General features: G+C 62.6%; 19 protein-coding genes. 7 read left to right on the top strand and 12 right to left on the bottom strand.

Going from position 1 to position 24,840, the window contains the following annotated elements; translation table 11 throughout:
• Nucleotides 1-156 precede the first annotated feature (156 nt).
• Together phaeop14_RS19180 and phaeop14_RS19175 are read right to left on the bottom strand one after the other, a co-directional pair.
• On the bottom strand, nt 157-1,464 hold the full coding sequence (locus tag phaeop14_RS19180) for an HlyD family type I secretion periplasmic adaptor subunit (protein ID WP_082035105.1): 1,308 nt from the start codon (nt 1,462-1,464) through the stop codon (nt 157-159).
• Nucleotides 1,461-3,350 carry a type I secretion system permease/ATPase gene (locus tag phaeop14_RS19175; RefSeq protein ID WP_096790644.1) on the bottom strand — a complete coding sequence of 630 codons (1,890 nt, stop codon included), beginning with the start codon at nt 3,348-3,350 and terminating at the stop codon, nt 1,461-1,463. The genes phaeop14_RS19180 and phaeop14_RS19175 overlap by 4 nt, the downstream gene beginning before the upstream one ends.
• A gap of 429 nt (nt 3,351-3,779) precedes the next feature.
• Between phaeop14_RS19175 and phaeop14_RS19170 the strand changes: the two genes are divergently transcribed.
• The 3 genes from phaeop14_RS19170 to phaeop14_RS19160 all read left to right on the top strand — a co-directional run bounded on the left by phaeop14_RS19170 (nt 3,780) and on the right by phaeop14_RS19160 (nt 7,065).
• Entirely contained in the window at nt 3,780-4,556 is a 777-nt protein-coding gene (locus phaeop14_RS19170; protein WP_096790643.1) for a sulfotransferase family 2 domain-containing protein, read from the top strand.
• Between the two features lie 910 nt (nt 4,557-5,466).
• Nucleotides 5,467-5,682, top strand: coding sequence for a hypothetical protein (locus phaeop14_RS19165; RefSeq protein WP_096790642.1), 216 nt, complete (start codon nt 5,467-5,469; stop codon nt 5,680-5,682).
• A 93-nt stretch (nt 5,683-5,775) separates the two neighbouring features.
• Nucleotides 5,776-7,065, top strand: a complete 1,290-nt coding sequence (locus phaeop14_RS19160; RefSeq protein WP_096790641.1) for a calcium-binding protein — start codon at nt 5,776-5,778, stop codon at nt 7,063-7,065.
• Between the two features lie 145 nt (nt 7,066-7,210).
• Here phaeop14_RS19160 and phaeop14_RS19155 read toward each other — a convergent pair whose 3' ends face one another.
• From phaeop14_RS19155 to phaeop14_RS19125, 7 genes are all read right to left on the bottom strand, one after another.
• Nucleotides 7,211-8,230, bottom strand: coding sequence for a hypothetical protein (locus tag phaeop14_RS19155; RefSeq protein WP_096790640.1), 1,020 nt, complete (start codon nt 8,228-8,230; stop codon nt 7,211-7,213).
• Nucleotides 8,227-9,903 carry a glycosyltransferase family 4 protein gene (locus phaeop14_RS19150; protein ID WP_040179250.1) on the bottom strand — a complete coding sequence of 559 codons (1,677 nt, stop codon included), beginning with the start codon at nt 9,901-9,903 and terminating at the stop codon, nt 8,227-8,229. Before phaeop14_RS19150 ends, phaeop14_RS19155 begins: the two co-directional genes overlap by 4 nt.
• Nucleotides 9,904-10,012: 109 nt before the next feature.
• Complete coding sequence (locus tag phaeop14_RS19145; RefSeq protein ID WP_040179249.1) at nt 10,013-10,930, bottom strand: glycosyltransferase family 2 protein; 918 nt, start codon at nt 10,928-10,930, stop codon at nt 10,013-10,015.
• Complete coding sequence (locus tag phaeop14_RS19140; RefSeq protein WP_244905873.1) at nt 10,927-12,237, bottom strand: hypothetical protein; 1,311 nt, start codon at nt 12,235-12,237, stop codon at nt 10,927-10,929. The genes phaeop14_RS19145 and phaeop14_RS19140 overlap by 4 nt, the downstream gene beginning before the upstream one ends.
• Nucleotides 12,238-12,344: 107 nt before the next feature.
• Nucleotides 12,345-13,508: a UDP-galactopyranose mutase gene (gene glf / locus phaeop14_RS19135; protein WP_369808853.1), complete on the bottom strand. Its 1,164-nt coding sequence runs from the start codon at nt 13,506-13,508 to the stop codon at nt 12,345-12,347.
• A 148-nt stretch (nt 13,509-13,656) separates the two neighbouring features.
• On the bottom strand, nt 13,657-14,313 hold the full coding sequence (locus tag phaeop14_RS19130; RefSeq protein ID WP_027246738.1) for an ABC transporter ATP-binding protein: 657 nt from the start codon (nt 14,311-14,313) through the stop codon (nt 13,657-13,659).
• Between the two features lie 17 nt (nt 14,314-14,330).
• Nucleotides 14,331-15,761, bottom strand: coding sequence for a KpsE/RkpR family capsule polysaccharide export protein (locus tag phaeop14_RS19125; protein WP_096790638.1), 1,431 nt, complete (start codon nt 15,759-15,761; stop codon nt 14,331-14,333).
• Between the two features lie 116 nt (nt 15,762-15,877).
• Between phaeop14_RS19125 and phaeop14_RS19120 the strand changes: the two genes are divergently transcribed.
• Nucleotides 15,878-16,774, top strand: coding sequence for an ABC transporter permease (locus tag phaeop14_RS19120; RefSeq protein ID WP_096790662.1), 897 nt, complete (start codon nt 15,878-15,880; stop codon nt 16,772-16,774).
• Nucleotides 16,775-16,781: 7 nt separating this feature from the next.
• Here the strand turns inward: phaeop14_RS19120 and phaeop14_RS19115 are convergent, their stop codons facing one another.
• Complete coding sequence (locus tag phaeop14_RS19115; protein WP_096790661.1) at nt 16,782-17,828, bottom strand: glycosyltransferase; 1,047 nt, start codon at nt 17,826-17,828, stop codon at nt 16,782-16,784.
• Nucleotides 17,829-17,980: 152 nt separating this feature from the next.
• Here phaeop14_RS19115 and phaeop14_RS19110 point away from each other — a divergent pair, with 152 nt between their 5' ends.
• Both phaeop14_RS19110 and phaeop14_RS19105 read left to right on the top strand, forming a co-directional pair.
• Complete coding sequence (locus tag phaeop14_RS19110; RefSeq protein ID WP_096790637.1) at nt 17,981-18,991, top strand: NAD-dependent epimerase/dehydratase family protein; 1,011 nt, start codon at nt 17,981-17,983, stop codon at nt 18,989-18,991.
• A 301-nt stretch (nt 18,992-19,292) separates the two neighbouring features.
• Complete coding sequence (locus phaeop14_RS19105) at nt 19,293-20,597, top strand: UDP-glucose dehydrogenase family protein (RefSeq protein WP_040175802.1); 1,305 nt, start codon at nt 19,293-19,295, stop codon at nt 20,595-20,597.
• An 86-nt stretch (nt 20,598-20,683) separates the two neighbouring features.
• Here the strand turns inward: phaeop14_RS19105 and phaeop14_RS19100 are convergent, their stop codons facing one another.
• Both phaeop14_RS19100 and phaeop14_RS19095 read right to left on the bottom strand, forming a co-directional pair.
• A complete protein-coding gene (locus phaeop14_RS19100; RefSeq protein ID WP_096790636.1) occupies nt 20,684-21,811 on the bottom strand; it encodes a ParB/RepB/Spo0J family partition protein in 1,128 nt (375 codons plus the stop codon).
• 103 nt (nt 21,812-21,914) lie between these two features.
• A complete protein-coding gene (locus phaeop14_RS19095; RefSeq protein WP_040175799.1) occupies nt 21,915-23,330 on the bottom strand; it encodes an AAA family ATPase in 1,416 nt (471 codons plus the stop codon).
• 496 nt (nt 23,331-23,826) lie between these two features.
• On the opposite strand from phaeop14_RS19095, the gene phaeop14_RS19090 reads away from it, so the two are divergent.
• The gene (locus phaeop14_RS19090; RefSeq protein ID WP_052463968.1) at nt 23,827-24,840 is read left to right on the top strand and encodes a replication initiator protein A; all 1,014 of its coding nucleotides are present in this window, start codon (nt 23,827-23,829) and stop codon (nt 24,838-24,840) included.

Raw genomic sequence — 24,840 nt, 5'->3', positions numbered from 1 at the left:
CTTATGCGGTCGGCCGCGGTTTGGCACCTGGGCGCGGGGTGGTCTCAGCTTAAAACATGTTGCGGCGGAGTGGCAGCCGGTTTTCGCCCCAATACCCCCCCGGCATCCCCCCCTGTCCGGATCGGCAGGCGGGGTGCGAGATCCAGGCCGGCAGGCTCAGCTTTCGCGGAAGGCCCGGTTGAGATAATCGGTGAAGGGCTGCACCAGATAGGCAAAAGGCGTGCGGCTGTTGGTCTGGATAAAGGTCTCCACCGGCATCCCCGGCACCAGCACATTGCCCTCGGGCAGGCGGGCGGCCTCGCCTTTGTTCAGCCGCACCTCCACCACGTAGTAGCTGCGCCCGGTCTGCGGATCGATAAAGGAATCTGCCGAGATTGTGCTCACCGAGCCAAACAGCGTCGGCGTGGTGCGCTGGTTGAAGCTGGAGAAATTCAGGCTGACCTTCTGATTGAGATAGACCTGATCAATATCTGAGGGTGCCACCTGCGCCGAGATCACCAGAGGCTGGCTCTGCGGGATCAGATACATCAGCGGATCCGCCGCCCGGATCACCGATTTGCGGGCAAAGACATTGAGGTCATAAACCACCCCCGCCACCGGCGCGCGCACCTCCAGCCGGGACAGCCGCTGCAGGATCACATTGCGCCGCTCGATCAGCTCCAGCTCACGCACCTGCAGGTCACGCAGGGTGGTGATCGCCTCTTCGCGCCGCGCGCTTTTCTGGTTGAGGATCTCCAGACCCAATTCGGTGACCTGCCCTTCGGCCTGGGCCTTCTGGGCGGTCAGCGCCCCGGCCTGACCGCGCAGCCGCGACTGTTCACGCTGCAGGGACAGCACCCGGCTGGACTGCGCCAGCCCCTGCGACAGCAGGCTCTGCTGGTTTTCCAGCTCCTTGCCGATCAGCACCAATTGTTCCTGCAGAGCCGATTGCTGCGCCTCGATCCCGTCGATCTGGCTCTGGATCTGGCCGATACGTTCCTGCAGGCGGCTGATGCGGGCCCGCAGATTGACCAGGCGCGCCTCAAACAGGCGTTTCTGCCCGTTGATCAGCTCTTCGGTCTGCACATGGGTGCCCTTCAGCTCAAACAGCAGCTCGGCAAAAGTGATCTCTTCGGCCTCGTCCCGTTCGGCGCTATAGCGGCTGCGCCGGGCCAGGGTTTCGGCCAGCTGGCCTTCGACGATCTGACGGTCGGCCAGCAGCTCCGACGGCTCCAGCCGCAGCAGCAGCGCGTCTTCCTCAACCAGATCGCCCTCGCTCACCAGCACCTCATCGACAACACCGCCATAGGGGTGCTGCACCACCTGCCGGTTCTGCTCCACCTTGATGGAACCGGAGGCAATCACCGCGCCGGAGATTTCTGCCGTGGCGGCCCATTGGCCAAGGCCGCCGACCAGCAGCCCCATGGCCAGCAACCCGGCAATGGTCAGCCCCCGGATCGGGTAGGATTTGGATGTATCGCTCATGATTTTGCCTCTGCCTGCTTTGGGGCTGGCTGTTTCTGGGGGGGCGTGGATTGCGCCGGTGTAGACGGGGACGGTGTCGTTGCGGACGGGGCGGCAGCCTGTTGCTGGGCCGCCGGTTTCGAGGCCTGCTGCTGGGCCGGTTTCTTCTGCGCCACCTGCGGGTTCTGCAGATGCTCTCCCAGAACCGCATCCTTGGGACCAAAGGCGCGCTGGGTGCCATTGTCCAGGATCAGGATCAGATCACAGAGCTGGATCGCCGCCGGGCGATGCGCCATGATGATCACCGCGCGCCCGTCCTTCTTGGCATGGGAGACCGCCAGGTTCAGCGCCTGGCTGCCCTCATTGTCGAGATTTGAATTCGGCTCATCCAGCACCAGCAGCACCGGATCGCCATAAAGCGCACGCGCCAGCCCGATACGCTGCACCTGCCCACCCGACAGCCGGTTGCTGGCCACCCGCACCGGCGTGTCATAACCCTGCGGCAGGGTCAGGATCATATCATGCACCGCCGCCTTGCGCGCCGCCGCCACCACCTGATCGGGATCCGGCATCATCGACAGGCGGGCAATGTTTTCGGCAATGGTGCCGTCAAACAGCGTCACCTGCTGCGGCAGATAGCCGATATAGCTGCCCAGATCATCCATGTCATATTGATTGAGCGCCGCCCCATCGAGCCGGATCTTGCCCGAGACCGGATGCCAGACCCCGATCAGCGCCCGTGCCAGCGAAGATTTCCCCGCCCCAGAGGCACCGATCACCCCCAGCGCCTGACCGGGCTGGAGATTGAAATTCAGCCCCTGCAAGGCCGGCTTGGCCACCTGCCCCGGCGCCACCGGCGGCACCAGAGCCACGCCCTGCACCTCCAGTTTGGCCGCCGGGCGGGCCAGTTTCATCGGCGCCGGGCGTTCCGGGGTTTCGGTCAGCATCTGTGCCAGACGCTCCTGCGCCTGCATGGCCCGCTGCACCAGCGCCCATTGGCCGATCAGCGTCTCGATCGGGGCCAGCGCCCGCCCCATGATGATCGACGAGGCAATCATCACCCCCGGCGTCAGCCCTTCGGTCAGCACCAGATAGGCACCCGTGCCCAGCATCGCTGATTGCAGCGCCAGCCGGAAGGTGCGGGTGGCGGTGCTGAAGCCGCCGGTCATATCCGCCGCACTCAGCTCGGACCCCACCGCCTGGCTGCGCAGCATCCGCCATTTGGCAAAGGCCGCGCGGCGCATCCCCAGCCCCTGGATCAGCTCCGCATTGTTGCGCATCCCGTCGGAAACCTGATGCGCCGAAGCCGCCATCATGCTGGCGTTTTCCACCGCCGCCTTGGAGATCATCTGATTGGCCAGCGCAAAAACCACCAGCACCGCCCCCCCGATCAGCGCCAAAAGCCCCAGCAGCGGATGGAACACCGCAATCAGCCCCAGAAACAGCGGCGTCCAGGGCAGATCAAAGAACGCCGACACGATGGGCGAGGACAGCGCCTTCTGCATCGCTTCCAGATCCCGCAGCCCCACTTTGGCGATGTCGTCATTAAACCCCGCCGCCGATTTGTCCTGCACCGCGTTGAACACCCGGGTTTCCAGCTGGTCATGGAACCGCGCCCCGACCCGCGCCAGGATCCGGCCGCGCACATAGTCCAGCACCCCCATGATCAGGAACAGGAACCCCGCCAGCACCGTCAGCGCCACCAGCGTCTCCAGCGAGCGGCTGCCCAGCACCCGGTCATAGACCTGCATCATATAGAGCGGGCTGGTCAGCATCAGCAGATTGGCAAAGAAGCTGAACACGCCAATCAGCCAGAAAGCACCGCGATTGCCCCTGCGGGCCTTGCGGATCTCACCCAGGCCGGACTTATGCCCGGATCCGGAATGCTGTGCAGAGGTGCGTGCCATGACATATTGCCTTTGTCGGGGGCGCCCGGAGGGGCGCCCGAAAGTAAGAGGACCAAAAGACCCGGCCACCCGCAACAGAGATCTGGACAGGCTGGACCGGGGTCAGGGGCGGATATGCCCGGACAGGCCCGGATGCACAATGGCTCCCTGCGGCACCGACGTCCGGACATCTTTAACAGGGTCAAAAGCACAGCCGTCCAAGGCTTGTCAAACAGCTCCCTCCGCCCCCGCAACAATAGCCGACAGGCGCGGCGGCGCCGCATCACCCGCCAGGCGCAGTCGCGCACTCAAAACGGGGGCAGCCCCGCCGCCACAGACCCGTCCAAACCCCGCCGCTCCGCCTTGCTCAGATTGACATCCGCCCCCCCCTTCGCTAAAGCCCGACAGCGCATCCGGCACCTGCCGACCAAACTGGAGCAAGCCCTTATCATGTCACAGGTTTCCTCTCAGACCTCCGGCAGCAAAACCGTTGCCGAGACCGCGTTCGAGGCCCGGTTTTCCCCCCGGCTGGTGGCGGCAGAGACCTATCACGATCCCAATGACGTGATCCTGTTCATGCATATTCCCAAGACCGCAGGCATGTCGGTGGGCAAGGCGCTGCAGGCGGCCTTTGACATCTTTCACCCGGTCTCCTGGGAGAACACCAACCAGTCCTTCCGCAACAAGACGCGCAAGGCGCTCTACCGGCGCAGCGATGAGGCCAACCCCTGCCGTCAGGTGCTGATGGGGCATTTCGCCTGGTCTGACGTGATGTATTGGCGCCATCAGGAGCTGCCGCTCAAATGCGCCACCATCATCCGCGACCCGCTGGCTCGCTTCGTGTCGAACTACCGTTACAACACCTCCGACAAACACCCCCAGCACAAAACCTTCGCCGCGCGCTTTCCGACGCTGGAATCCTATGCCCGCGTGCTGCCTTATGATTACCAGCTGTCGCTGATGACCGGGGCTTTCTACTCCTTTGATCACGCGCTGGAGAAACTGAACGCCGCCTACAGCTTTATTGGTGTCACCGAACATCTGGGCGCCTCGCTGCAGCATTTGCGCCGCAGCCATGGTCTGGCGGAGCTGACCGAGCACCGCGAGAACACCGGCACCAAGACCAAAGCCGCCGAAGACATCCCCGATGCGGTGCGCAATCTGGTGGGCGAGAAAAGCCGCAACGACACCCGGCTGCATCAGCTGGTGAGCCGCTGCTACAGCTGAGCCGCCGTCACGGTTTGATGGCACCAGCTGAACGCGCCGGGCTTATCTGACCGGCCCGATCCTGCCCCCGCTTTGGGGCCGGGCTGCCCATGCCAGAGCCCCCCTGCAGCCCCGTATTCACCCCGAATCCACCCCGAGTCTGCCCCGATTCCACCCGCCCGCTGCGGGCGGGCACAGCCCTGCGCTGCGGCGGGGAGATTCTCCCGCAGCTCCCCGCCGCAAGGGCAAATCTGGCCGGTTGCGGCAGGGTTTTCGCCGCTTCGGGGCACTACCACCTTCCTACGTCGAAAGAGGTAGTGTGGAGAAAGTGAAACTTATCCCCTCAAAAGCCACCTGAAGCCACCAAAAAAGCAGATTAATTTAAATCGAACCTTTATTCCCGCGAATAGGAAGTGAAAGAAATCGCACCGCTCTTTTAAAACGCCGGGGCGGAATGTTGAAAAATGAAAACCCGTTTTGATCGGGGTGGCAAAAACCACACACCTACAGGGAGAGGATGAGCCACAGGTCAGGTATTCCCTACCCTTATAAGATGTATTAAAAAAGAGTTAACAAAATGCGCAGGCGCTTCGCAAAACGTCAAGTTTACCGGCGAAATCATACATAAATCCGCCATAGCTCCCGCAGGCGCGCCGCAACGCACCTCAGTCGGGCAAGAAATTTGCAAAAAGATCCCGTCTTTTCAACCCCTAAAATGGTTAAATTAGCTGCAAGCCGCCCGTTTCCCACAATGGGGCAGCGTGGCACGCAGGGCACGATTTCGACATCCCCGCAATTCCTGAGCCCGCCTGCGCAAGTTTCCTTGACAACAGATGCCCATCCAGAGAGACAGAGAGCGGTAAAACCTTTGCGGGCATAAGGCAGGCGCGTTTGTTCGCAGAAATCGACGAGCATTACTACGGAGTAGAAAATGGCTAATATTACACTTCCCGCCGACGATCAGCTGGTCAAAGGCACAACTGGCGATGACGTCGTCACCCTGACTGGTACCATCGACGGCACAGATCAGCTGACTCACGACGGCAATGGTGGTTCCGATACTCTGGTGCTGGGCCAGGGCCTCGCCGCATTTGTCGGCACCGAGCTTGACCGTGTTTCTTATGTCGGCGGCAGCACCAAGGAATGAACTCTCGACGATAATACGGCAGGTGGTACCGCGGCAGATGTCATCACTCTGACCAACGGCTTCACCAAAGTTCAATTTGCTGACGGTGCAGTTTTGGAATCCGGCGTCGCTTCGGTCCACAATCCGATTGTTTCTGATGGGACCTTTACTGGCGCAGCCGGTTCTGAACTGACATATCGCTGGGACGGGTCAAACCTGACCGCAGACGCAGCTCTGACAAACGGGCACACCATCATCAGTGTTGATGGTTCTGTAATCGCCGACGCGGGCACTGCTTTCAACAACGACGATGGCCAATTCAGCATCGTTGATGGCGCAGGCGCAACTTCCGTTGCATTCACTGCAAGCGACGCAGCCCTGCGCGCAGCAGGCAATGTTGGTGGCACCGCATCCTTCACCTATGACATCGTCGTAGAAGATGCCAATGGCGTTCAGTCGACCATTCCGGTCACCTTTACTGAAACCATCCCCTTCACCACCGGTGACGACACTTGGGTAGCATCGACATCGAATGCAACTGTCGACGAAACCGGTAGCGAAGATGACGGCAATGACACCTTCACCGGTCACGAAGGCGTTGACAACATCACTGCAGGTGACGGCAATGACAGCCTGTCCGGTGGCGATGATAATGACATCCTCGCCGGTGGCGATGGTGATGACCTGATTCTCGGTGAAAACGGCAACGACCAGATCAATGGCGGCACCGGCGACAACATCATCCGCGGCGGTAACGGCAATGATGTCATCACCGCAGCAACTGGTGGCGCGTCCGATGACAACCTTCTTGGTGGCGGCGCAGGTAACGATGAAATCACCGGCGGCGACGGCAACGACACCATCTTCGGCGGCAACGGCGACGATGCAGCTAACAACGGCCTCGACGGCGGTGCGGGCAACGACGTCATCAACGGTGGTGCAGGTGCAGACCAGCTGAACGGTGGCGACGGTAATGACACCCTGAAAGGTGGCGACGGCAACGACGTCCTTAACGGTGGAAACAATAACGACGAACTGCGCGGCGGTGCGGGCAAAGATGACGTTGACGGCGGTGCTGGCGACGATGTGATCTACACCAGCCTCGGCGGTGACGATCTGCTCGGTGGCGCTGGTGCGGACACCTTTGTCCTGAAAGCGGGCACAGGCGCAACCACCATCGAAGATTTCACCGATGGGACCGACTTGCTTGACATCTCCGAACTGGTTGATGGAGGCATGACGCTGGCAGATCTGCTCGCCAATGCATATGAAGTTGATGGGACTCCCGGTGCTGCAAATGGTACCTACGTTGTGCTGCAAATTGACGCTGATACCTCTGTAGCTCTGCAAAACACTACAGATGTGACACTCGCAAGCTTGGACGCAGGCGACTTCATCGTCTAATTGGCGCTGTCACATGTCTTCGGAAAGGCCCCGCTTTGCGGGGCCTTTTCTTTTGCGCGGATCTGATGACCCGCGCGCGCATAAAAAATCCCCCCGCAATCTCTTGCGGAGGGGGATGCCAGATCAATAATCGGTCTGCGGCAGCCTAAAGCCGATCCTCCGGGTTCAGCGGATCCAGCGGCAGCTCCCGCGCCGCCATTTCCGCCCGCGCCCGCGCCTCCAACCCCGCCAGCACCTCAGGCGTCACCACCGCGTCGCCTTCCAGCCCCTCGCCATTGCCCGCTTCGGGATAACGGCTGAGATCACAGTCAAAAAACATCTCCGGCCCCTCGGGATCATAACGCGCCGCTAAGGCCCGGTTGATCGCGTCAAATCGCGCCAGAAACGCCGCCGCCTCTGCCCGCGCGGGCATCAGACGGCCATCATCCGGCAGCTCCTGCACCGCCTCGGCAAAGCTTTGGCGCGGATAGCCACGCTGGCGCAGCCACAGCCCCGCCAGCAACTGGCTGCGCGACCAGGCCGCGTTTTCCTGCGGCAGCTCCGGCGGTGGCGTCAGCCCCACCAGATGGTAGAAATCCAGCACCGTATCGCCGCCCACCAGATCGCCACGCTGGAACCGGCGCACGGTGACATTCTCGGCCCCGAACACCTGCTCCCAGCGCGCCAGTTTGGTGGCATAGTCGAAATAGCGCATCATATGCGGCTGAAATTCCGGCAGCCCCTGGATCTGCGCGCCGTAAAACTGATAGGCCGCCCGCCCCATCACCACCTGTTTGCGGTGCGACAGCGCCAGCGCGTCCTGACGCCGCAGATAGGCCACCACGCTGATCTCGTCAAAATGGGTCAGCAGCTGCTGGCGCAGCGCCTCCAGATCCGCGACATCCATCAGCCAGAACAGCATTTCGCTCGACAGGATACAGTCACCATGGCCACGATGATCGGCATCCGCCATGCGCCGCTCCAGAAACGGCCAACGCAATTCGGTGTGCATCCCCGCGCCCATGCCATGGCAGCGCACCAGCGGGTTGAAATCCACCCGCGGGCGGGCATGCAGATAGCTCCAGCGACCCAGGGTCTTGTCGCTCTGCCCCTGTCGCAGCGCGGTCTGCAGCGAGGTCGACCCGGTCTTATGCGAGCCGATATGCAGCCACAGCCGACGGGTCATGCCGGGGCCTTGCCTTTTGTCTTGCGTTTGGCGGCAGCAGGCTGGGGTGTCTCGCTCTGGCTCTCAGGTCCGGCTTGCGCCGCCGCCAGCGTATCGCGATAGAGCCGGTCCAGCACCTCGCGCGCCGAAGGCTCATCCTGCAAGGCCTGCATCCGGGCGCGCTGGCCGGTCTCCACCGCCTCGGCAAAGCCTTCCTCGCGCAACAGCCGCTGCACCACCGCGACGCTGTCGCGCACCGCCTGCAGCGGCGACCAGGCCACCAGCGTTTCCGGCGGGCAGATCTCCGCCTGCGCCCCCACCTCGGAGCAGATCGGCACGCAGCCGGCCTCGATCGCCTCATAACAGACCAGCGCCAGCCCTTCGTTCGACGACGGCACCAGAAGGATATCGCTCTCGCCCAGGAGGGCCGGCACATCGGTGCCCGCAGGATGCAGATGCACCACATCCGTCAGCCGGTAGCGGGTCAAAAGATGTTCCACCGCGCCGCGATAGGGCCCCTCGCCCACCATATCAAAGCGGAATTCCACACCGTTGCGCTTGCCCCAGGCACGCAGCCGCCGGATGATCGACAGCGCCACCACCGGGCGTTTCTGATGCACCATCCGCCCGACAAAGGCGACCCGGCAGCGGCTCTGCCCGGCCTTGATGCGCACCGGCGCCACCTCCGCCCCGCGGCGGCTGTCATCCAGCAGACGCCCCAGCACCAGCTTGCTGCCATAGACCCGGAACCGCTCCTTGTAGAAGCGTTCCAGATCGCCGCTGATCACATGGTGATGATCGATGTAATTGCTCCAGACGCCCGAGATCCGCGGATAGCCGCCATCGGCGTATTCCACGATATGGGTGCTGTCGATATTGACCACATGCGGATGGCGCAGCTTGATCGTGGGCAAGGCATCATAGAGCGGCACGCAGTGATGATTGTGGGTGAGGATGATGTTTTCCTGCGCGATCAGCTGGCTGACAAAACCGCTGGTCTGGCTGCGCGGCAGGTAACGGTCGGTGCGGATCAACTGCAGGCGCGGATCATCGGGCAGTTTCGCCAGCAGCCGTTCGGGCCCCTGCTGACCCACCATGACAAACACCCGCAACCCGGCATCCAGCGCCCATTGAATGCTGTCGATGCCAAGGCTCTCGGCACCGCCCACATCCAGCCAGTGCAGCCCGATCAGGATCGCCGGATCCTTGCCGCCATGGCGCCCCTCAGGGGCCATTTTCTGGGTTTCAAAGATGCCGCGTGAACAGGCCAGCCGGGAGAATTTATGCCGACTGGGCAGTTTGCGGAACCGCCGCGCCTCGATCTGATATTTCATCTGTTCCGCCAATATCGGCGAGAGCGCATGAATGGCCCGGTATTTGCGCGGCCGTTTGTGCCAGGGCACGCCGCCAGCACTTTCGCGCACCGCCACCTGGCGCGGCGAGGGAATGGTGACAAACACCCGTTTGCCCGGCAGCGCCGGGGTCTCCTGCGGTCCGGTGCGCAGGTTGCCGATATAGGTCAGCGCCATCATCTCGGCGCCATAGGCCATCTCCTGCGGCTGCACCGCCGGGGTCGGCAGCTTGGCCTTTTCCCACCACATATGGGTCTCGACCGGGGTCTCGGGATAGAGCGTTTCATAGATGAAACGGATCTGCGCGATCTCCTGATCGATATACTCTCTGTCCTGGGACATGGGGGCTCCTGCCTCGTGCTCTGTCTGCCTGCCTGTCGGCTTGTGCGATCTGTGGGGAACGGGCCTATATAGACGCCGTTTTCAGATGCTGGGTTTCAGACGTCCTGTTTCAGACGCCGGTGTCGGGATCGGGGCGCACGATGGGCGGATTAAAGGAACAGCCCTGCCAGATCGCCTTATAGACCTCCCGGCGCAGGGATTTTTCCACATTGCCCTGGCGCATCTGCCGGCGCACCCCGCGGGCAAAGACAGCCACCCCGGCCCAGCCCTGTTCACGGCGGCGGAACGACGCCTCATTGCGCGCGCCATAGCGGAATTTCCAGATATTGGCCTGGTTCACCAGCGAATAGTTCACGCCCTTGTTTTCCGGCACATCATGAACCACCACACTGTTGGGGCAATAGATGCCAGGGTAGGATTTGGCGATCCGCTGGGTGTATTCGGCATCATCGTACCAGATGAAATATTCCTTGATCGGAAAACCGTGTTTCTGGATCGCCCAACGCGGCACCAGCACCGAGACAAAGGAACAGGATCCGACCAGGAAATAAGGCGTCTCGGGGCTGTAGAACCGCGGCCAGTCCCAGACCGTCGAAGGCGTGTTCATCTCGCAGAGATCGCCATTGGTCCATTTTACCGCCGAACAGGCAAAAGACGGCCGCCAGGTGAACCGCGCCTCGAAATCCTTGATGCCGGTCAGCAGCAGCTCGATGGCATTGGGCTCTGGGTAGGCATCATCATCGCTGAACCAGATGTAATCATAGCCTTCCTCATAGGCCACCCGCGCGCCCTCGTAAAAGCCGCCAGCGCCGCCGATGTTCTCCGGCAGCCGCACATGCTGAAACCGCGGGTCGTCCTGTTGCAGTTGGGTCAACCAGCTGCCGGTCTCATCGGTGGAGGCATTGTCGATCACAAAAACCCGCTCCGGCAGGCAGGTCTGCGCCTGCAGGGCCGCGATCACGCGCTTCAGCTTGTCCAGCCGGTTATAGGTCACGATGACCGCGGCGAGGGAGGAACGGATATTCATGGCTGATCCTTCTGTGGCGCAGCGCCTGCGGCGGCATCTGCGAGGACGCGCGCGGGCGGTGACGGTGGTGTCTGGGCCGGCGTGTCAGATGTGGGTGTGGCGCTCTGGGTGGCGGGAGAGGCTGCGGTCTCGGATCCGGCAGGCATCTCTGCATCCACCTCCGGCTCCAGCGGATCGCCGTTTTCATCCAGCCCCAGACGCGCGTTCTTGTGCCGTTCAATATCCTTGATCCGGTGACTGTGGAAATAGGAGGGCCATTTGCCCTGCCGCTCCAGCATGCCTTCGATGATCTTGGCCATGACGGTCAGGTTGCGCAGATGTTCGGGGCTGAAAAACTGGCTCGGATCCAGTGAGGGGGCGCGCGGGGCGGATTGTTTTTCCATGTCGCGCAGCGCATTGCGCAACAGCGGCCGGCCGCCGAAGAATTCGGCATCCATAACCTCGGCATCGCAGCGATAGGCGGCGGTGGCGGCCTCGGCCAGATCGCGTGCCATCACCAGTTTGCGCACCTTGGCCTCGCTGTCGCCGCGCGAGCGGTCCAGCTGGCGCGACACTTCCCAGCCCAGCGTATGGCGCAGCCAGGGGTCCTGTTCCTGAAACTTACCTTGCAGGAAATACATCAACGCCAGCTCGCGCACGGTCATGGCCTGGTTTTCCGGCTCGAATTCCTCCACCGTGCAGGGCCGCCCGTCAAAGGCCACCTCGGCAAAATCATCCAGCACCGAGCCGTTTTTCAGCTCCTTGCGGATCATCGGGCGCAGGGTGAAATCCTCGCCGAACAGCTGGCGCCACTGGGCAAAACGTGGCGCGTAGTGAAAGCGGCCGTTTTGCAGATTGTGGTCAAAGAACTCCTGCATGCTGCCCCGGTACCAGCCGATCTTGATCTGCTCGGCATAGCTCGACAGGATCCGCTGCGCATGGGGGCGCACATAGGCCACGATATGAATGCGATCGGCGCAGCCGCGAAAGAAGGTCTCGACCAGATCGTGAAATTCCGGCGCCGGGATATTCTCAAACGCCTCGGCAGACAGCACCGCATAATCCGCATCCGAGGCCGCGATCTGGGCGGCCACCTCTGTCAGACCGTCGCGATCCTCCAGATGTTTGGGCAGGGGCGTGCCCTTGCGATAGCTGGTGATAAACCCGGTCAGATAATTGTGGTTCATCTTGGCCGGGTAGAGCAGCTTGGCGTCATGCAGCTGAATGCTGCCCACAGCCAGCGCGTTCTGGATGGTGGTGGTCCCGGTCTTGTGGTCGCCGATGTGAATCACAAGCGTCTTGGGTCTGGCTCCGGTCTTGTCGCTCATCGGCTCCATCTCGTTACTTCATCAGCCTTATTTTCCGGCGCCCAAGCCCTACTCTAACATCCGGTACGGGTCCAGACCAAGCCACCTGCCACAGCCCGCCGATCCGCTCAGAGCGGTGCCACGAAAAACGCAGGCGCCCGGTTGCCTGCCTCCGCCGCCGCCAGAAAGCCGCGCGCGGTGTCCAGCGCCTCGCGGATGGTCACATCCATATCGAGATAGCGATAGGTGCCCAGACGCCCCACAAAGGTGACGCCCTCGGCCTGTTCGGCCAGCGCCACATACTCTCCCAGCAGCGCTTTCTCCTCGACCTGGCGGATCGGGTAATAGGGGATATCCTCCGGCTCTGCGGCGCGGGAAAACTCACGGTAGCAGACCGAGCCGTCATGGCTTTCCCAGGGGGCGAAATGCTTGTGTTCGGTGATGCGGGTGTAAGGCACGGATTCCTCGCCGTAGTTCATCACCGCGCAGCCCTGATAATCGCCCTGATGGGTGAACCGTTCGAAATCCAGCGTCCGGTACCCCAGCCGGCCCAGCTGGTAGTCGAAATACCCATCCAACGGCCCGGAGTAGAACACATGGTCGTAATCTGCCGCCTGCGATTGGTCAAAAACAGTCTCTAACTTGACCGTTATGCCCGGATGATCGAGGATTTTTTCAATCATCGCGGTATAGCCGTTCTCCGGCATGCCCTGATATTTATGGAAGAAGTAATTGTCGTCGTAGTTGAACCGCACCGGCAGCCGTTTCAGGATCGAGGCCGGCAGTGCGCTTGGCGCCACGCCCCATTGCTTGATGGTGTAGCCCTTGAAAAACGCCTCATAAAGATCGCGGCCCACAAAGCGCAGCGCCTGCTCTTCAAAGGTCTGCGGATCGGTGATGGAGGTATCGGCCTGCTCTTGGGTGATGAACTCATGCGCCGCTTCGGGGCGCAGGGTCTTGCCGAAGAACTGGTTGATGGTGTGCAGATTCACCGGCAGCGAGAACACCCCGCGCCGCCCCTCGGGGTCCAGGCTGGTGGTCTTCACCCGGTTTTTATAGGGCAGGAAGGTCTCAAACCCGTTCACATAGTCCCAGACCTCCGCGTCATCCGTGTGGAAAATATGCGGCCCGTAGACATGCACCATGACGCCGGTCTCCGCATCGCGCGCGGTATGGCAATTGCCGCCGATATGGTCGCGGCTGTCCAGCACCGTGATCTTGTGACCTGCCTCGGCCAGATGCCGTCCGATCACAGCGCCCGAAAGCCCTGCGCCCACCATCAGTATATTCACCCCGGCACCCCGTCCTGTTTGCGTCCCCTGCCCTTTTTGTCAAACAATCCAAAAGCATACAAGGATCGGTTTCAGCGCCGGCAAAGACCTGCATTTTAATTTGATATCAAGGCATTACGGGAACACCTGCCGGACATCTCAACCCCCGTCAGACCGCCATCAGGCGGTGATGCTCGGCAATGGCCTCATCCAGATCGCTGAAATAGCGCAGCCGGCCATTATCCAGCACCAGGCCGGCATTGCAGAACTGGCGCAGCTGGCGCATCGAATGATTGACCAGAATGGCGCTGGAATGGCGCATCCGGTCGGTGAAGATATCGCGGCTTTTGCGCTTGAAGGCGGCATCGCCCACCGCCGTCACCTCATCCACCAGATAGGTGTCAAACTTGATCCCCATGGAGGCGCCGAATGTCAGCCGCGCCCGCATGCCGGAAGAATAGCTGCGCATCGGCATGTGGTAGAATTTGCCCAACTCGGCAAAATCTTCCACAAACCCCACCAGATCATCGGTATCCACGCCGTAAATCCGCGCGATGAAGCGGACGTTTTCCGCGCCGCTCAGATCGCCGTGAAACGACGCCGCCAGCCCCACCGGCCAGGAGATCGACCCGTCGGAGATGATCTCACCATGATCGGGGCGCATGGTGCCCGCCACCAGCTGCAGCAGGGTGGATTTGCCCGCGCCATTGCGCCCCAGAAGCGCCAGCGACCGCCCCGTCGGCAGGGTCAGGTTCAGATTGTCGATGACAACCCGCCGCTCGCCCTTGAGCCAGAAGCTCTTGGTCAGATTTTCAAACCGGATCACCGCCCTGCCCCCTCGACTTAACTGCGATCGCGGATCGAATAGTAGATCAGCGTCAGGATCGACCAGGTCAGCAGCAGGAACAGCCCGGCCAGGGCGGCCAGCACCGCGCGGCGGGGATATTCCGCCTCGGTGGCACGGGTGGGGTTGATATAGGTCGCCAGATAGCGGCTCTGACGGGCGGCATCATCGCGCGCCACCTCCAGCGCCGTCAGCGCCGCACGATAGCTTTCCTCGGCATATTCGCGGTCCACCGTCAGCCGTTCAAACTCGGAAATCAGCGACGGGTAATCCTCCCCGACGCCCCCGGTGTCGGTGTTGTTGGAGGTAAAGGTCTGCCGTTCGATATTGATCCGGTCGCGGATCACATCAATATGCTGCTGCGCTTTCTTGATCCGGGGATCTGACGGGCTGACAGAAACCAGCAACAGATCCTGTTCAATCAGCGCCTCGGCCAGCTGCTGCTGGAGGTTGTTCATTACCCCCATACGGCCCTGGATATCGGCCTCGGGATCCACAATCCGGGTGCGGGTGCGGAATTGGGTCAGCGACTGACGGGCTTCCTTCAGCCGCTCCAGCGCCTCGTCCAGATCGGCGCGGGCATAGCGCATCGCATCGGCGCGCGCCTGTTCGTTCAGCGCATTGATCCGGGTCTGGCTCTCCGCCACGATGGCTTTTGTGATCGCCTGCGCAGTCGCCGCATCAAAGGCCAGCGCCTGCACCTCGATCAGCCCCGAGCCGCTGTCAAAGGAGATGCCGACAATGCGCTGCCAATACCAGGTCAGATCCTCCAGCGAGGCCTCCGGCCAGAGCGCAAAAGCCCAGTCCCGCGGCCAGAGCGCGCTGTAATGCCCCTGCAGATCCACGGCTTTGTCGACCGCCGCCACCATTTCCTGGCTCTGGATGAATTCATAGAGAATATCACTGTCCGAGGCGCTGCTGGTGCCTGCAAACTGCGCCAGACCGCCAAGCAGATCATTGGCGCCGCTGCTTTCCTGGCTGCGCACGGTAAAGCCGGCGGTGGAGGCATATTGATCCTCGGCAAAGGTCCAGAGGTAGATCATCACCGCCAGAAGCGGCGCCAGCACCAGCGCCACAAAGCTGATCACCAGCCCCCAGTGGCGTTTTTTCATACTGGCGGGGCGCGCCAGCGGATAGGCCGGGCGCTGCTCGGCCTCGGCAATGCGCGCTTCCAGCTCGGCCACCGCGGCCTCAGCCTTGCGCGCCTTGCGGCGCACCCGTTTCAGCTGTTTGACGGGATCCGGCACCCGCTGGGCGGGGGCGGCGGCCTCTGCCGTATTCGGGGCGCTGTCTGATGCTGTGGCAGCAGGAGAGGCCGCGGGGGTGCCGGTCGCTGGGCTGGCGGCAGTCTCTGCCGCAGCCACCTCCTCTGAGGTCGCCTCATCTGAAGCGGGGCGTCCGGTCAGGGCCGACGGGGGCGTCTGTGTCATGATCAACCTGTCCTGGCCCAAAAGCACCCTGCCCCAAGCCGTTTGTCATTGTCTTTTGTTTCTCTCATAATACCGTTCGCGATCCGCGTTTCACAATGGGTATTCATGGGGTGTTCATGGCCAGCCTGTCTTCTTCTGCGCCCCCGGCTCAGCCCCGCCCGTTAAGCCCGCCAAAGACACAAGGCGCGGCACAGATCCCCGCTCAGATCCCCACCAGCCCCGCCGCCAATCCGCACCAGCGGCACCGCCGCAGCATGGCGACACTGCGCACCGTGGCGGCACTGGTGCTGCGCGAGATGTCGACCCGCTACGGGCGCACCCCCGGCGGCTACCTCTGGGGCATTCTGGAACCGCTCGCCGCAATCCTGTTTCTGTCGCTGGGCTTCTCGCTGGTGATCCGCACGCCCTCGCTCGGCACCAGCTTCCTATTGTTCTACGCCACCGGGTTTCTGCCATTTAACCTGTATCAGACTCTTTCCGGCACCGTTGCGCGGGCGCTGGCCTATTCCCGCCCCTTGCTGCGCTACCCCGCGGTCACCTGGCTGGATGCGATCCTGGCGCGGTTTGTGCTGAACAGCCTGACCGGCATTGTCATCACCACCCTGCTGATCACCGGCATCCTTGCGGTGATCGACAGCCGCACTGCCATCGACCTGCCGCCGCTGGTCGAAGCCATCACCCTCGCCATGGTGCTGGGACTGGGCGTGGGCTGCATCAATGCGGTGCTGATGGGGTTGTTTCCCTTGTGGGATGTGGCCTGGTCGATCATCACCCGACCGCTGTTTCTGGCCTCCGGCGTGATCTATATCTATGAGGATCTGCCGCCGGTGGCGCAGGACGTGCTGTGGTATAATCCGCTGCTGCATATCACCGGGTTGATGCGCACCGGGTTCTACCCCACCTATAATGCCGATTACGTCAGCCATTCTTATGTGCTGCTGATCGGCCTGGCGCTGACCGCCCTCGGCCTGATCCTGATGCGCCGCTATCACCGGGTGATCCTGAACCGCTGATCGGCCCCTATTCGCGGGCTTCTGCCAGCACCTCGCCGTGGCTGCGCCCCAGCCGGCGCAACAGCCCGTCCCGCACCGCCAGCCAGGTCAGGCGTAGATAGGCCCGGCGCACGCCGGGGTGGTGGCGCACTTTCAGCACCCATTTGGGCAGGATCAGCAACAGCACCGGCCAGAACAGCCAGCCCGCCGCCTGCCGGTACAGCAGCAGCAGATTGCGGTGATGGTAATAGACCTTCCACAGCGGCCGGAACCGCTGGCCGCTGTCGCCATTGCTGAAGGTGGAGAAATCATGCTCAAACCGCACATCGGCGGCAAAGCAGATGCGCCCGCCCGCCGCACTCAGCCCCAGCGTATAAAGCGCATCATCGCCGTAGATGAACAGCTTGGGATCCGGGTAGCCCACCCGCCGCACCGCCGCTGCTGAAATGAAGAACCCCACAAAAGAGGTCACATCAATCGCACTCAGCCCGCCCTCATAGGCGCGGCGCGGAATATGGAACCCATCGCGCCCTTTGCGCGCGGTGGAGAGGAAATGCCCGAAGCTCCAGAACGGATTGCGCGAAGGGCGGTTCATCTCGCAGATCTCGCCGCTCGGGAAATAGACCGCCGCCGCCACCGCGTCCCAATGGGCCAGCGCGCCGCTCTGCCCCATGGCGTGAAACGCCGCCAGCCCACCGGGTTCCGGGCGGCCATCATCATCCATCACCACCAGCCAGTCGGGTCTATGGGCCTCCATCGCACGGCGCATTCCCAGGGCAAAGCCCCCGGCCCCGCCTTGATTGGTGGCACTTGTGATCACATCAACCCGCGGATGCTCCGCCGCCCAGCCGGCCAGCCAGTCACCAGTCCCATCGTTGGAGGCATTGTCCACCACCACCAGCGCCGCCAGGTCCTCAGCGGGGCTCTCCAGCAGCCGCGCCAGCGTCACCTTCAGCTTCTCCAGCCGATTGTAGGTGACCACCACCGCCACCAGACGTCCGGCACCGGCTTGCTGCATATTGGCCTGCTGCATATCAGCCTGAGGCGCAGGCTCGGGGATCAAGGTTTCGTTCACAGCGACAAGGGCTCCTGCGGGCAGCGGCGGGTTTGGTTCAGAGCGCAAAACTCATAAATAGACCGGGCTGTCAATTCACCTGCCGGTGACAGATTGGTTTCCCCGCCGCAGGACGCATTGACACCCCGCGCCCAAGCCGCCACCTAAGGGGCATGAAAACCGCTCTTATCACCGGATCGGCCGGCTTTATCGGCTATCACCTGGCAGACCGGCTGCTGGCCGCAGGCTGGCGTGTCATTGGGCTGGATTGCCTCTCGCCTTATTATGATGTCCGCCTGAAAGAACGCCGCCACGCCATGCTGGCAGCGCACGCCGGCTTCACGCCAATCATTGGCAAGCTGGAAGATCCCGGCCGCCTGATGGCACTGTTTGACACCCATAAGCCCGATGCGGTGATCCATCTGGCCGCCCAGGCCGGGGTGCGCCATTCGATTGATGCGCCGCGCGATTATCTTGAGGCCAATCTCATTGGCACCTTTGAACTGCTGGAGGCCGCCCGCGCCCATCCGCCCGCCCATATGCTGATCGCCTCCACCTCCTCGGCTTATGGCGCCAATACCCAGATGCCCTTTGATGAGCGTCAGCAGGCCGATCATCAGATGTCCTTTTATGCCGCCACCAAAAAGGCAGGCGAGACGATGGCGCATTCCTATGCCCATCTCTATGGGCTGCCCACCACCATGTTCCGCTTCTTCACCGTCTACGGCCCCTGGGGCCGGCCCGATATGGCGCTGTTCAAATTCACCAAGGCGATGCAGGCCGGTCAGCCGATCGACGTCTATAACCACGGCAGGATGAGCCGGGACTTCACCTATATCGACGATCTGGTGACCGGCATCACCGGGCTGATCGACGCGGTGCCGGGGGATCAGCCGGTCTCGGAACAGGACAATCTCAGCCCTGTCGCCCCGTTCCGGGTGGTCAATATCGGCGCCTCCAAGCCGACACCGCTGATGGAGTATATCGCGGCGCTGGAAACCGCGCTGGGACTTCCGGCCGAGAAAAACCTGATGGAGATGCAGGCCGGGGATGTGCCGGCCACCTGGGCCGACACCAGCTTGCTGAGCCAGCTCACCGGCTATGAACCGCAAGTCAGCGTCGCAGAGGGCGTGGCGCGGTTTGTTGCCTGGTACCGGGCGTATTACAGCGACGCGGAAGGCTGATCCGGGGCAGGGCTAATCCGGGGCGACAGGCATCTCTGACCTGTCACCTTTCCCTAAAGACGCGCGCCGCAGGCCTGCCGATTTCTGTGAAATTGGCAGCAAGACTCTCCCCTTCAATTAGGTCAGCATGATTGACCAAATGTTTCGCGTGCGAAACATTTGGTCCGAACCGGACCTATTTTGCCCACCCCCGTCAGCGGCCCAAAATTCCGGTTCCCGCCCCCCGCGCGCCCGTATATGTCTGATATCCAAAGCCCTCCCCCAAGCGAGGGCCATGAGGCAACAGCAAAGGACCACCCCCATGCGCATTGCAATGATTGGCACCGGATATGTCGGATTGGTCTCCGGCGTCTGTTTTTCCGACTTTGGCCATGACGTGGTCTGCGTCGACAAGGACGCTGCCAAGATCGCCCGGCTACAAGCCGGTGAGGTGCCGATCTATGAGCCGGGGCTGGAGGATCTGATGGCGCGCAATGTGGCGGCGGGCCGGCTCTCCTTTACCGATGATCTGGCCGCCGCCGTCGCCGAGGCCGAAGCGGTGTTCATCGCCGTTGGCACGCCAACACGGCGCGGCGATGGTCATGCCGATCTCACCTATGTGATGGCCGCCAGCGAGGAAATTGCCGCCGCCCTGCAGGGCTATACCGTGGTGGTCACCAAATCCACCGTTCCCCTCGGCACCAACCGGCAGGTGAAACAGGTGATCGCCAAATCCAATCCGGCGGCGGAGTTTGATGTGGCCTCCAACCCGGAGTTCCTGCGCGAAGGGGCGGCGATTGATGATTTCATGCGCCCCGACCGGGTGGTTGTGGGCGTGCAGAACGACCGCGCCGCTGAGGTCATGGCCGAGATCTACCGGCCATTATATCTGCGCGATTTCCCGATCCTCACCACCGATCTCGAAAGTGCCGAGATGATCAAATATGCCGCCAATGCGTTTCTGGCGACCAAGATCACCTTCATGAATGAAATCGCCGGCCTCTGTGAGCGGGTGGGATCCGACGTCAAGGAAGTCGCCCGTGGCATCGGGCTGGACGGGCGCATCGGCAATAAGTTCCTGCATGCCGGTCCCGGCTATGGCGGGTCGTGTTTTCCCAAGGACACTGCCGCGCTGGCGCGCATCGGTCAGGACCATGCCTATCCGATGCAGATCACCGAAACCGTGATGCGGGTCAATCAGGAGGTCAAGGCGCGGATGCTGGAGAAGCTGCGCGACGCCTGTGACGGCAATTTCAACGGCAAGACCATCGCGGTGCTGGGCGTCACCTTCAAACCCAATACCGATGACATGCGCGAGGCGCCGAGCCTCACCATCGTGCCGGCCCTCATTGGCGGCGGCGCCAAGGTGCGGGTGGTGGACCCGCAGGGCGAGGCCGAGGGGCGCGATCTGCTGCCCGGTGTCAAATGGGAGGACGATCCCTATAAGGCCGCGCGCAATGCCGATCTGGTGGTGCTGCTGACGGAATGGAATGAATTCCGCGCCCTCGATCTGAAGGCGCTGGCGCGCAAGATGGCGCAGCCCCGGATGGTGGATCTGCGCAATATCTACACCGCCAAAGCCGCCAAACGCGCCGGGTTTGAAACCTATGTCGGGGTGGGCCGATAAGCCCGCCGAAACCTATCTCCCAGAAACGCAAAAGACCCTGATACGCCTGTATCAGGGTCTTTTTGCATGCTCTTGTCAGGCTCCGTTCAGCGGCGGCGCAGCCAGGCCTTCAGATCTTCCATCAGTGTCGTATCCACTGCCGTGCCGGTGAGTTCGATCCGCTGCTGACCGGGGGTGAACCCCAGCCGCACGCCCGCAGCGGCTTGCACGCTCACCCGCTCATCCGCGCCAATGTGATCCGCAGGATCAAGGCTGCGCACCCGGGGCGCCGGGGCAGGCTGTTCCGCAGGAGCCGGCGCCCGCTCAGACGTCGGGACGGCAGAGGCCGCTTGATCCACAGCGGGGCCCGGAATCTCACTCCCCTCATAAGCCGCCAGCAGCTGGCTCAGCACCTCCTGTTCCGCCTCTGCCGTGGGGCGGGCGGTGGCGCGCAGGGCCGCGACCACCTCATCGGCAAAGCCGGGTGTCTGCGCAAAGGCCCGCGCCAGCCCCAGCCCCAGTTTCTCGCGGATGGCGGTGGGGAACAGCAGATCCTCATCCAGCGCCTCAACCAGGGTGACAAAGCTGCCGATCTTGGAACGTTTGGCGCGGGTGGCATTGGCAAACAGCGATTGCAGCGCATATTTCTGGCTGCTGTAGACCCCTTCGCGCAGCGCCCGCACCGCAATGCGGGCCCGTTCATAGTGGGAGAGGTTCACCCGGATTTCGTTTTCCTCAACCATCGCCACATAAGCGCCCTCAGCGCCATCGGGCTGGATCACCAGCGCCTTGATGGTGGCAAAGGCGGGATCGCCGGTTTCGGCATGCAGCCTGCGCATCGCCCGCAGACGGCGCCAGCCGGAAATCAGCCCGTGGGTCTTGCCATCTGCGGTCTGGCCCAGCTCGACCACCTCGATCGGGGTCTGCTGGCCACGGGCGCGCAGGGATCCCACCAGCGCCCCCATTTCCTCCTCGTCCTGTTCCAGCCGGTCGCGCACCAGATGGGTCTCATCAATGGCCTCAAGCGCGATCTCCTCGATCATCAGCCCCTTGGCGCGGGCGGTCTCCAGCACCGCTGTCAGCTCCTGCAGCGCGCCCTCTGTGGCGGCTTCGGAGGCGACCTGCGCAATCGGTGGCGCTGACAGCGAACCTGGGCCGCCGAGGGCGGATTTGCTCTCCGGCGCGGTGCTGAGATAGGTCGGCTGTGCCGGGGAAAGCCGTTTGCGTTTTGCCATCTGCCTGTCCTTTTTTTGTCGCGCCTGATCTGATCTCTGCGGTCCTGTCTGCCCTTGGGGGCCGCCGGGGTCACAGTATGAGGCGCGGTGTGTTTTTAGCCCGTTACTGCGCCGCGCGCTGCATCTGCAACTCATCCCGGCGCCAGACCGCCAGCAGGAGCCGCTTGAAGGCCGCATAGGTGGCGTCGAAGGTCTCGCGCCCGCGCGCATAGGTTTCGCGGTTGAAATCGCGGTAATCGGCCTCGTAGATGCCATTGACCTGCTCGCCGGCCTGACCGATCAGCGCGGTGTAATCTTGCCGGTGCGGCGACAGGGTGGGGCCCAGATAGGCCTGCATCAGGGCTGCCAGCTCCCCCTGCTGGGCGCTGTCATAGCGGGTGATTACCGTGCGCACCGCATCCCATTCAAAGGCAATCTCCGGCCGCCCCAGCGCGCGCGCGGCCAGGTTCTCACCCTCCTCGATGGAGGCGAAGGTGGAATGCAGCATATCGAAAAACCGCCCCGTACTGTCGAACTCCAGAAAGGACGCGCCCATCGGCACCAAGAGGATATCCGCCGCCGACAGACCGTTGATGGTCAGGTAGCCAAGGGCCGGCGGCGTGTCGATGAAGATCACGTCATATTGGTCCAAGACCCCGTCGGCCTCCAGCCGTTCGGTCAGCGCATCCCAGAGCTTCCAGGAGCGCGCGGCCATGCGCCAGACCGGGATCTGGAATTCCGCCCAGTAGAGGTTCAGCTGCGCGCCGATGAGATCGATATTGGGCCAATGGGTGGGCTGGATCACATCCGCCGCCGTCATCTCCATCGCGGCCGACAGGCTGTCGTCCAGCGGCTGGGGCGCATCGCCGCGATCCAGACGGCGCTGGTTTTCCAGCCGCAGGTGATCGCCGTAATGGCGCGCCAAAAGCGGGAAGGCGGTTTGCCATTCATCCTCCACGCGGCCGCCGAAGATCGAGGTCATCGAGCCCTGGCTATCGAGATCAATCACCAGCACCTTGTAGCCATCCAGCGCGGCTGACATCGCCAGATGGGCCGCCGTCGACGTCTTGCCCACGCCGCCTTTGAAGTTGGCCACAGCGACCATTTTGGCGGGCAGCCCTTCGGGGCGGTAGGGTTGGTAATCCTTGGCCTTGGAGCCCTGGGCGGCGAAATGCGCCCGCAGCCGCAGCACCTCGTCGAGGGTGAACCACTTGGCGCCGCCCTCGGTTTCAGAGCGGCCCTGCGGCAGTTCGGGGTTGGCCTTCAGCACCCGGCGGAAATGGGCCTGGGCAACCGGGATCAGATAGCGGGTGATTTCCCAGGTGGAGAACAGGCGCAGCGCTTTGCGCCCCTCTTCGTTCATGCCCCGGCTGGAGAGATCCGCCCGGCCCCGGGCGCAGGCCTCGGCGATATCGGCAAAGCCACCGGTGCTGGTGGGGGCATCCAGATCGCTGAGCGCGCTGTCGGGGTCGATGTTGAAATAGGGGGGCAGCCCGGCCGCGCCGCGGCTTGGGTCTTTCTTCTGGGTCTCTCGTGCCATTGCTCTCATGCCTCTGCCTGTGCCCCTTCCATCCGGACTGCCCCCGAAGGGCACCCCTGATGTGCGGCCTTTTGCGGATGATAGCAGAAAACAGCGCACATGAAAGATATATGCGCATCTCTTTTGAATTTTCTAAGCAAATCCGGGGGTTGCGGCGTCAAAATCGGGTGGCTCTGGGGCGCGACCGGGGGTGATTTTTCCGGCGTCGATTTTTTCTACCTGTTATTATTGAGTTATATATAAGTTAAGGCGCAACACCCATCGGCGCAAAGCCCTTTTTTCATTGGCGATGCGGGACTTTTTTCAGGGCTTTGCGATTCTGAAACCCCGATAGACTGACTCTGATCCCCCGAAGCAGTGACTCTGAACCCCCGTTGAGAACTGGTGTGGATAACTTTAGGGTGGGCGTAATCAAAACCACGAAGACGCGAGTCACCCCGAAAGAGGCCATAAGGCCCGCACAGACGAGGGGCGGCAGAGCAGACAGGACAGTGACATGGCAGGCCAGATTTCAGGCCAGATGACCGCAGGCGGCGGGGCGCAGGGCGGGGATTTTTTCCTCTGCGATATCTTTGATGCGATCCCGAAAAACGATCTCGCCTCGATGGAACACCCGCTGTTCTCGCTTGGCACACGGCCGGACCGGCGGATTCTGAACTACGAACACAATGGTGCCGAGATCACCGTGGTGCCTTCGGTCAAAGGGCTGGCGACGATCCACGACAAGGACATTCTGATCTTCTGCATCAGCCAGCTGATGGCGGCGGTGAACGCGGGCCGCCAGGTCAGCCGCACGCTGCATCTCACCGCCCATGATCTGCTGGTGGCGACCAACCGCGAAACCTCGGGCGATGCCTACCGCCGTCTGCGCGAGGCGTTTGAGCGGCTGGCGGGCACCCGCATCACCACCAATATCGTCACCGGCGGTCAGGAGGTGACCAGCGGCTTTGGCCTGATCGAGAGCTGGGAGATTGTGCGCAAGGCGCGCGGCGGGCGGATGGTCAATGTGGTGGTGACGCTCAGCGAATGGATCTATCGCGCGGTGCTGTCGAAATCGGTGCTGACCCTCAGCCGCGATTACTTCCGGCTCAGGAAACCGCTGGAGCGGCGCATCTATGAGCTGGCGCGCAAACATTGCGGGCGGCAGGACAGCTGGCAGATCTCGGTGGAGGTGCTGTTGAAGAAATCCGGCTCAGCCTCGCCGCGCCGGGTGTTTCGCAAGATGCTGCGCGACATGATTGCGGCCCAGCCCCTGCCGGATTACGCGATGGAGGAGCTGCCGGGGGATCTGATCCGGTTTTCCCAGAAACATGCGGTGCTGGACAACAGCCAGCGCCCGCCGGTGCTGAGCGCGCGCACGCTGGAGCAGGCCCGCAGCCTGATCCCCGGCGTGGATGTCTATGCGCTGGAGGCGGACTGGCGCACGATGTGGGTGCGCTCTGGCGCGCCACGGCTGCGGCGCCCGGATGCGGCCTTCCTTGGCTGGGTCAGAAAACGCGCGGCAGAATAG

The organism is Phaeobacter piscinae (genome assembly GCF_002407245.1).
GTDB lineage: Bacteria > Pseudomonadota > Alphaproteobacteria > Rhodobacterales > Rhodobacteraceae > Phaeobacter > Phaeobacter piscinae.
This window is presented reverse-complemented; position numbering and strand designations above follow the sequence as displayed.

Excerpts from the sequence above, each read along its gene's own strand:
- phaeop14_RS19180 (WP_082035105.1), bottom strand. The coding sequence starts at position 1,464 with ATGAGCGATACATCCAAATCCTACCCGATCCGGGGGCTGACCATTGCC.
- phaeop14_RS19175 (WP_096790644.1), bottom strand. The coding sequence starts at position 3,350 with ATGGCACGCACCTCTGCACAGCATTCCGGATCCGGGCATAAGTCCGGC.
- phaeop14_RS19170 (WP_096790643.1), top strand. The coding sequence starts at position 3,780 with ATGTCACAGGTTTCCTCTCAGACCTCCGGCAGCAAAACCGTTGCCGAG.
- phaeop14_RS19165 (WP_096790642.1), top strand. The coding sequence starts at position 5,467 with ATGGCTAATATTACACTTCCCGCCGACGATCAGCTGGTCAAAGGCACA.
- phaeop14_RS19155 (WP_096790640.1), bottom strand. The coding sequence starts at position 8,230 with ATGACCCGTCGGCTGTGGCTGCATATCGGCTCGCATAAGACCGGGTCG.
- phaeop14_RS19150 (WP_040179250.1), bottom strand. The coding sequence starts at position 9,903 with ATGTCCCAGGACAGAGAGTATATCGATCAGGAGATCGCGCAGATCCGT.
- phaeop14_RS19145 (WP_040179249.1), bottom strand. The coding sequence starts at position 10,930 with ATGAATATCCGTTCCTCCCTCGCCGCGGTCATCGTGACCTATAACCGG.
- phaeop14_RS19140 (WP_244905873.1), bottom strand. The coding sequence starts at position 12,237 with ATGAGCGACAAGACCGGAGCCAGACCCAAGACGCTTGTGATTCACATC.
- phaeop14_RS19125 (WP_096790638.1), bottom strand. The coding sequence starts at position 15,761 with ATGACACAGACGCCCCCGTCGGCCCTGACCGGACGCCCCGCTTCAGAT.
- phaeop14_RS19120 (WP_096790662.1), top strand. The coding sequence starts at position 15,878 with ATGGCCAGCCTGTCTTCTTCTGCGCCCCCGGCTCAGCCCCGCCCGTTA.
- phaeop14_RS19110 (WP_096790637.1), top strand. The coding sequence starts at position 17,981 with ATGAAAACCGCTCTTATCACCGGATCGGCCGGCTTTATCGGCTATCAC.
- phaeop14_RS19105 (WP_040175802.1), top strand. The coding sequence starts at position 19,293 with ATGCGCATTGCAATGATTGGCACCGGATATGTCGGATTGGTCTCCGGC.
- phaeop14_RS19100 (WP_096790636.1), bottom strand. The coding sequence starts at position 21,811 with ATGGCAAAACGCAAACGGCTTTCCCCGGCACAGCCGACCTATCTCAGC.
- phaeop14_RS19095 (WP_040175799.1), bottom strand. The coding sequence starts at position 23,330 with ATGGCACGAGAGACCCAGAAGAAAGACCCAAGCCGCGGCGCGGCCGGG.
- phaeop14_RS19090 (WP_052463968.1), top strand. The coding sequence starts at position 23,827 with ATGGCAGGCCAGATTTCAGGCCAGATGACCGCAGGCGGCGGGGCGCAG.